Genomic DNA, 7,522 nt, shown 5'->3' with positions numbered 1-7,522 from the left:
GTATTTCCGGTAGATAATGCGTGCTTTGACTGCGTACCAACCAGCGGACTAACGTAGTCCACCGGTCCGGTAATCACTGCACTAACATTAACAAGATATATAAAGCATAAAACCAATAGCAACAAATATTTTTTTCTCATCATATATTCATCATTGTTGCGGAGTAGCCCCCATTTCAAAAACTAATTCACCACCAGCCATTATATCAGTGTACGAGATATAAGGTTTTGTATATTCACAGCCATTCAATGTAATTTTCCTTATATATTTATTCAGGATAGAATTATTTTTCGCGATAAGAACCAGTTTTCCCCCAGGTACAGTTATTTCAGTTCTGTCGAACAATGGAGTTCCGAACCAGTAACGGGCACTCGCTGGTTCTACCTGATAGAATCCCAATGCGGAAAGTACATACCATGCAGACATTTGACCGACATCTTCATTACCACATAAACCATCCGGAGCTGCGTGATAAAGTGAAGTAAGTACTTCGCGAACTCGAGCTGCAGTCTTCCAAGGCTGGTCAAGCATAGAGTAAAGATAAAGAATATGATGCCCCGGTTCATTGCCATGAGCATACTGTCCTATTAATCCCGAAATATCAGGAGAGCTTCCCGCTCCCACTATTTCACTTAACACAAATAATGAATCCAGTTTTTCAATGCATTTATCACGACCTCCAAAACATTCTGACAGTCCATTTATATCATGAGGAACTAACCACGTATATTGCCAGGCATTCCCCTCACAATAATCATCCGCCCTATGTTGGGATGCGAATGGATCAAAAGGTGTCCGCCAATTTCCATTACTGTCTTTTCCACGGACAAATCCGGTTGATTCATCAAAATAATTACGGTACGAATGAGAACGTTCGGTGAAAAGCCGATAGTCATCATCCTTTCCCAAATGATTGGCTGCAGCAGCGACAGCGGCATCCGCTATGGCATATTCCATATCGTAGGCAATAGCTTCCTGAAATAAATCACAAGGAATATAGCCATACTGCTTTCTAAGCGAACCACCACGTCCATCGTGATTTGCCGTCATCTTTATAGCAGTGAAAGCACGTTCCATATCAATTTCCTTAAATCCCTTTACAATGGCATCCGCCACTACAGGTATAGCAGGATTCCCTACCATACAGTCCGTCTCATTCCCCCATAAGTGCCACACAGGTAGACGTCCTTGCTTATCATAAATATCCAGCATGGAATTGATAATATCCGGCATTCTGTCAGGATGAAGGATAGTCATCAATGGCATTGCCGCACGATATGTATCCCATAGTGAAAATGTGGTATACGCGGTATTTGAAGAATTAACATCACTGTAAATGGAAGGAGCTACCATCGTATGATACAAAGCAGTATAAAATATACGGAGATAACTTTTGCTTGCCGTATGAATACGTACTTTACCAAGCTCCTCATTCCATGCAAGATTAGCAGCTGCTACAGTCTTGTCAAAATCCCACTCCGCAAGTTCCACTGACAAATTTTTCTTTGCACCTTCCACAGATACCGGAGATAAAGCTATTTTCAGAAGAATCTGCTCCCCTTTCGCCGTAGAGAACGAAGCACGACCGTACCTGCCACTGTTTCCATGTAAATCGAAGCTAATGAAAGGTTTAGAAAATTGAGCAGCGAAATAGACATATTGGTCGCTTGCCCAACCTGTCGATCTGCGATAACCTACCACCATATCTGTTCCTTCCACTGTCATAGATACCTCACGCACTTGGTCTGAACCGATACCATTTTCCAAATCAATCACGATAGCTGCCTCTTGTGAATCGGGAAAAGTATAGCGATGAAAGCCTACACGCTGTGTGGCAGTAAGCTCTGCCAATACATTATAACGGAGTAAAGGAACAGAATAATAACCCGGATGAGTAATTTCCTTGCTACGGTCGGCATATGACCAAAGCCCTGACTTCTGGTCGCTCGCCTTACCACGGGTATACGTCACGTCACCAATCACCGGCATGACAGTGATGTCTCCCAAGTCCCCGGCTCCCGTTCCGCTCAAATGAGTATGCGAAAAACCTATCACTGTATTGTCAGAGTCATGATAACCAGAACACCAGTCCCAGTCTGTCGGTATACTTGTAGGCCCTAGTTGCACCATACTGAAAGGTACATTAGCCCCAACAAAAACATGACCATGTCCGCCACTACCGATTTTCGGATCAACGTATTGTGTCACTCCGCCGGGGATTGCTTTCCATGCTTCACATTCTGCCAAATGTTTCATTTCAGTCTCTGTATCCGGCAGTATAGTCAGTTCTTCTACCGACTTCGAATCCGAACACGCAGCAAACGTCAAAATGGCGGCCATTATTATCTTATATGTTTTCAATCTTTCCATTTTTGTCAGATTCTTCTTTAGAAAGTTAATACGGGGGTGGGGTCTTCTCCGTAGTCCTTGTAACCTTCGCGAGCAGCCGATGCATCTTCGATGTCATATATTCCGTAATACCCCTTACTATTGGTCACATTTCTTTCCGTACTTGTTCCCAAGTGTCGCCAATGATGGCTATCCCTCCTCCATAATTCCGCGTCGGAACATTCCTGAAGACGTTCTTTTATGCCGATGTCATGCGCTTCAGCTACTGCTTCCATCTGCACTTTAGAACCCAAATACCAGCCACTAGTTCCTTCGGGAGCCGTCCGGATAGTATAATTTGTAGCTCGGTAGATATGTGTATAGTTATCATCAGACAAAGTGATACCCTTTAATTTCGCATGATTCAAGATCATCTTAGTATTTGCATAACCACACCAATCGTCAGGGTGTTCGTGCGTGCCAATCAATTCTTTCCGATAGTTCTCCGTACACCATTCCTTGATAGAGCCGAATTGAATACCAGAAGGATCAGCAGCAAATACATATCCATGAATCTCTGTCAATTTACCATCATAGTCACTGATATTGTCACCCTGTCCCGCACCCACATGGAAAATGATTCCTGAACAGTCTTTTTTATCTCCGGTCAAATATTCGGAATAGGTATTGTCTTTAAAATAAAAATCAAGGACATTAGGAACCTTATTTTTCAATTTCAAATTAGTGTCCGAGTCAATACCAGTCAAGGAACAGCAAAAATAGCCTTCTTTCTCCGTCACTTTCAAATCTTCGGAAACAGCCCCTTCCACAACGAATGCTCCTCGGCTACAAGGTTTCTTATCAGCTGCAATTTTATACTTTATAGTGCACGCAGTTCCTACCCGATAGCATCCTTCGTCAAGAGACAAGACATTTCCCGCCTCATCGAGCACTGTGACATCGGTGTAGCAATCATCCTGTTCGAGAGCCAGTTCCCACAGAACTTTCACTTGTCCCAAGTCGTAAACATGGCTAGAGAGTGTTGTTTCCTTGAAATCGGACAAGTCTTTCGTCAGTTCCGTACCGTTACTCATTTCCATCGCCAGAGTCACGCCTTGTGAGAAGGTGACAGGAAGAATTACAAAATTATATATTCCTTTTTCCAATACAGTACCGTTGTTCTCAAGCGTAACTGTGCTTTTACCATCGGTGACATTCTGCATCAATGGTTCGCCGGCATCGTTCCATCCGATAGTGAATTTACCAGCCAGTACCTCGTTATTGTTGCCTTTCAGTGTGACCGATTTTATTCCGGCTTCTTTCAACTCAAATCTCAACAATGCGCATACATTCCTGAAAATAAAAGATTTCTTCTCCAAAGTTGTTCGGGATACCATGACACTAAGGTCTGTATCAAATCCATCCGCTACCGGTTTTTGAGTATTCGGGAGCACGGTTGTGACATTCTTTCCATTCAGGGCTACATCCGCGTTGTATGGATACAGCGAGTAATATTCGGCAACTTCATCCGCTTTTCCCGTGAAGGTCACCGCTTCACCGCCCGAAGCGGTCGTATATTCCTTGTTTTCATTTCCGTATAATACACTGATTCGGTCACCTACCACCCATTCTACCTTTGTGCCGCCTGTCAATACGGTTCTTGAAAGGTCATTACCGGTTTCGATACCGTTCAAAGTGGCTGAAAAAGTGACTTCACCGGGGAGAGTGGCATCGTCCTCCATCTCCTTGTTGGCATCGTCCGAGCAGGAAGCTGCCGCCATGGATACCATGGCGAACAGCAAGCATTTCATATATTTCTTCATTTTCAATTATTAACAGGTTTCCAGGTAAAATTTTCCGCGCCACCTTTCAGGACAGCCGTATATCTGCCTGTCAGGTCTTGGAATTCTGTCTTTGTCATATCCAAGTCTGTCTTGGAAATTACGAAATCCCAGGCACAGACCAAATTCGGGTCAGCAGGATCGACCGTACAGTTTCCTTCCGCTGATGCTTTTATTTCGTCCGCGGTACGCGCTTTTTTCCAGATACGCATATATTTAATAGAACCTTTAAAATATTCCATACGGGTTCCGTCCGCTTTCAGACGGCAGAAAGCAGTCATAGGTATCTGAGCCTGATGGTAAGAGTCGGCTGTATATACCCAGCGGCGTAGATCCTGTCCGATACGAATGGATTTACCCTTCTTCTCGCCATTGTAAAACATTCTAAAACGTTCGTCCTGATCTTCGCCCGGCACTCCGTCTTCAGCATATACGATGGCATAATGCATCCATGTCTGATAACCCAGCAAAGGAGCTCTGTAATACGGTTCCTCGAGTCCGATTTTACCGTCTTTGTCAAGAGGAATCGACGCTCGGATCAAGTCGTCGCTTCCACCCGTATGGAAACGGGAATAGATGCGCCATCCACCCCAGGGTTCATCGTTGCACGCTGACAGATAAGTACTATTATCCTCATACTGCTTGGTGCAATACTCATCGATTTTCACCCATAATTCAATGGTCAGAGCCGTATGTTGTGTTTCACCGAAGTCGGCAAATTCCTTATGATAACCGAAATCAATATATCCGCCGTTGTTACCATCTACCACCAGGTTGTAGAATGTTTCGGTTTCAATCTGCGTCTCACGAAACGAGTCAATCTTCACATCTGCCTGTTGAATGGCTTCTTCTACCAGGGCGTTCGTCAGAGTGATGCTTCCCGAAGATGCTTTGTCGATCAGCTCCGTGAGTTCCCGGATGGCAACGTCCAATATAGATTTGCTGCTTTCGGGATACGTGCCCGGTTCCGTGCCGTAAGTGGAAGTTACCAATATATTCTGCAATTCGGAGAGTTTGTTCTTCAGTTGCTGCAAGTTTCTCTGTTCCTCGGAAACATCGAGGATAACGGAGTCTTTAAACTTCTTCATGGCTTCTTCCGTTTTTTCGACAAGGGTATCTACAGTTAGCTGGTCGGTAGTTTCCCCGTTGTTCAGACGGCTGACGAAATCATCAATTTCGGCTATGGCCGTTTCAAGAATCTCTTTACTTTTTTCAGGGTAAGTACCCGGTTCTGTGCCGTAAGTGGAGTTTTTTAATAGATAATCCACGACATTCCGTTCTTCAGTCAGTTGGGTGATATACCGTTCGCGGTTGTCTTTTTCATCATCGTCCGAGCATCCTGACAGCAGTATGCAAGAAACCAACCATAAGCATCCCAACAGGATGCCCCATCCGTTCATTTCGATTCGATTCAATACTTTTTTCATCTGTCTTTCATTTTAAAGGTTAAATATCAGCGTTCCAACCCGGGTTTTGAACCAGTTCCTTGTCGATATCGAGATCGCCTTGCGGAATCGGGAAGAAGTACATTTTCTTCTCGAATATTCTGTTTTCAAACCAGGTACGTTTATAAAAGTCATTACCATTGCCATTCACATACATACCATAGAGCGGTATATTCTCTGTTTCTTCGGCAATACCCCAACGACGAACATCAAAATAGCGGCTGCTTTCGAAAGCCAATTCCACTCTCCTCTCCGCTCTGATTGCCTCCCTCATTTCACTTTGGGTAGCCGGAGCAGGTAATTGCCCGGCTTTAGAACCATAAGTAGGAATTCCAGCTCTTTCACGGATCAGATTAAGATAAGTAAGAATATCGGTATGGGCAGGTTCACATTCGTTCAGTGCTTCCACATAATTGAGGTAAACTTGCGCCAGGCGCAGCATGATACAGATTTGCTGCCCGGTTTTCCATGAGCCCAAAGGAGCACATTTTCTAACACAATAACCAGTTGGCGGACATTCTCCACCGTGTAACCCCGAGTTTCCGTCATAACTGAAATCTGAATAGAAAGCACCTTCTTCTGTATTCAGCCATTTCTGACCAGAAAAAGTGATATTTACATAAAAACGGGGTTCACGTCCTACCCAAGCTTTCAGTACACCATTGGGAGCCAATATAGTTCCTGTTTCATCTACATAGCTCTCGGTAGAGAAGCCAGTATCCTCGTAGCCTGTACCAGGATTGAGAATAGGTGTTTTACCATTGTCAGTATATCCACTGATAGGTAATTTACCATTCGCCATAAAGAAAGCATCTACCATTTGTTGGGAAGCTGCTAAGCCACCAGATGCGCGGTACCCGCTACCAACAGCTCCGGTATGTCTAGGAGTGCGATCGTATTGCATCAAGGAATAGTCGGTATTGATGCGATAGAATATCATTTCCGTGTTGGTAAAATCCTCACTTCGCATTGCGTCACGACAAGAAAGGTAAGCGTTCAGTATACCGTTAGTGTAGACTTTTGTCAAATCGTAAGTGCCCGGAACAAATTTATCAATAAAGGCTTTTGAGGCATTAGCAGCTTTTCTCCATTTGGCCTTTATCGCTTCTTCCGAAATGTCAGTAGGAAACAGCTTTTTACCGTCTTTATTTTGTAGTTGGGAAACAAAGGCATTTTTCCCATTATACAAATCACTTGCCGCATACTGTAAGACTTCGGCTTTGAAAGCCATTACAATGCTGTTGTCTATTCTTCCGCAGTTGTAGGTGACTGACTTGTCGGGAAGACAACCGCTGTCCAGTACCTTGTCAAATTCTGAAACAATGTAGTCAACACATTCTTCTACACTGTTTCTAGGCAGCTGAACTTCTTCGAAGGGAGCATCCATACTAAGTGGTTCTTCCGATAAAATAGGTACAGGACCGTAGATACGCAACAGATAAAAATAATACATAGCACGCAACGCACGCGCTTCTTCAATCCATTGCGCCAGCAGGTTTTGTTCCATATCCTTGCATTGGGGTGCTCCCTGAATAAAGCGTCCCGCAGCACTGATTCCAGCATAGTACTTCTCCCAATAGGACGAGACAAGAGACGACTTAGGAGTCATCGTATTATTGTTTATCAGATGAGAAGGTACAAAGTCCCAATAGTATTCGGCCTCATCGCATCCAGCAGTCCATACGCCGGGAGTAGTATGTCTTCCATCTGCTGGATAACGTTGTGCGAATTCGTCCGGCAAGTAAACATATACGGTAGCCAAAGCTTTCTCGGTAGAGGCTTTTGACTCAAACAAGTCATTGTAAGTCAGGCGGTCTGTCGGCATTTGATCAAAAAAGTCCGAGCATGAGGTCTGACACAGCAACATAACTGACAGACTTAATAAAGCAATATATTTTCTCTTCATAT

The 7,522-nt window shown here is 44.0% G+C and carries 4 protein-coding genes; all 4 read right to left on the bottom strand.

Annotation, left to right across the window (positions count from 1 at the left end):
- Positions 1-150: 150 nt before the first annotated feature.
- Entirely contained in the window at positions 151-2,256 is a 2,106-nt protein-coding gene (locus DW862_RS12015; protein ID WP_117811784.1) for a GH92 family glycosyl hydrolase, read from the bottom strand.
- Between the two features lie 131 nt (positions 2,257-2,387).
- Positions 2,388-4,151: a fimbrillin family protein gene (locus tag DW862_RS12010; RefSeq protein WP_117811782.1), complete on the bottom strand. Its 1,764-nt coding sequence runs from the start codon at positions 4,149-4,151 to the stop codon at positions 2,388-2,390.
- 2 nt (positions 4,152-4,153) lie between these two features.
- On the bottom strand, positions 4,154-5,596 hold the full coding sequence (locus DW862_RS12005) for a DUF4972 domain-containing protein (RefSeq protein ID WP_120068379.1): 1,443 nt from the start codon (positions 5,594-5,596) through the stop codon (positions 4,154-4,156).
- A 19-nt stretch (positions 5,597-5,615) separates the two neighbouring features.
- Positions 5,616-7,520, bottom strand: coding sequence for a RagB/SusD family nutrient uptake outer membrane protein (locus DW862_RS12000; RefSeq protein WP_165861910.1), 1,905 nt, complete (start codon positions 7,518-7,520; stop codon positions 5,616-5,618).
- Between the last annotated feature and the right edge of the window lie 2 nt (positions 7,521-7,522).

This window comes from Bacteroides sp. AM37-9, from assembly GCF_003603455.1.
Taxonomy (GTDB): domain Bacteria; phylum Bacteroidota; class Bacteroidia; order Bacteroidales; family Bacteroidaceae; genus Bacteroides; species Bacteroides xylanisolvens.
Note: the sequence above shows the minus strand (reverse complement) of the source record. Positions and strands in the feature narration are given on the sequence as shown.

What these genes read in the sequence shown, in the direction of transcription:
- DW862_RS12015 (WP_117811784.1), bottom strand. Translation starts at nt 2,256, where the DNA reads ATGAAACATTTGGCAGAATGTGAAGCATGGAAAGCAATCCCCGGCGGA.
- DW862_RS12010 (WP_117811782.1), bottom strand. Translation starts at nt 4,151, where the DNA reads ATGAAGAAATATATGAAATGCTTGCTGTTCGCCATGGTATCCATGGCG.
- DW862_RS12005 (WP_120068379.1), bottom strand. Translation starts at nt 5,596, where the DNA reads ATGAAAAAAGTATTGAATCGAATCGAAATGAACGGATGGGGCATCCTG.
- DW862_RS12000 (WP_165861910.1), bottom strand. Translation starts at nt 7,520, where the DNA reads ATGAAGAGAAAATATATTGCTTTATTAAGTCTGTCAGTTATGTTGCTG.